Genomic DNA, 313 nt, shown 5'->3' with positions numbered 1-313 from the left:
AGCGACCTTTACTCAAGACGGCAGTGCAACTGTACCAAGCTTGAGTGTAGCAAACGGTACTTATACTGACCTTGCAGGTAACCCGGGTTCAGGTGCGAGTCTTGCAGGCTTAACAGCCGACATTACGCCACCGACGCTTGCGATTAGCGCAAGTGACCTGAACTTAGCGGCAGGTGAAAGCACCACAGTGACCTTCACTTTCAGTGAAGCAGTAACTGGCTTTGATGCAAGTGACGTAACCTTGGCGGGCGGTACTTTGGCTGGTTTAGTAAGTACCGATGGTGGTAAGACCTGGACAGCGACCTTTACTCAA

General features: G+C 51.4%; 1 protein-coding gene. It reads left to right on the top strand.

The window, feature by feature from the left end:
• Nucleotides 1–313 (top strand): Ig-like domain-containing protein (locus tag AC056_RS19105; RefSeq protein WP_228144374.1); only part of this gene is annotated, 313 nt, incomplete at both ends.

Source organism: Acinetobacter genomosp. 33YU (assembly GCF_001990725.1).
Lineage (GTDB): Bacteria > Pseudomonadota > Gammaproteobacteria > Pseudomonadales > Moraxellaceae > Acinetobacter > Acinetobacter seifertii.
Note: the sequence above shows the minus strand (reverse complement) of the source record. Positions and strands in the feature narration are given on the sequence as shown.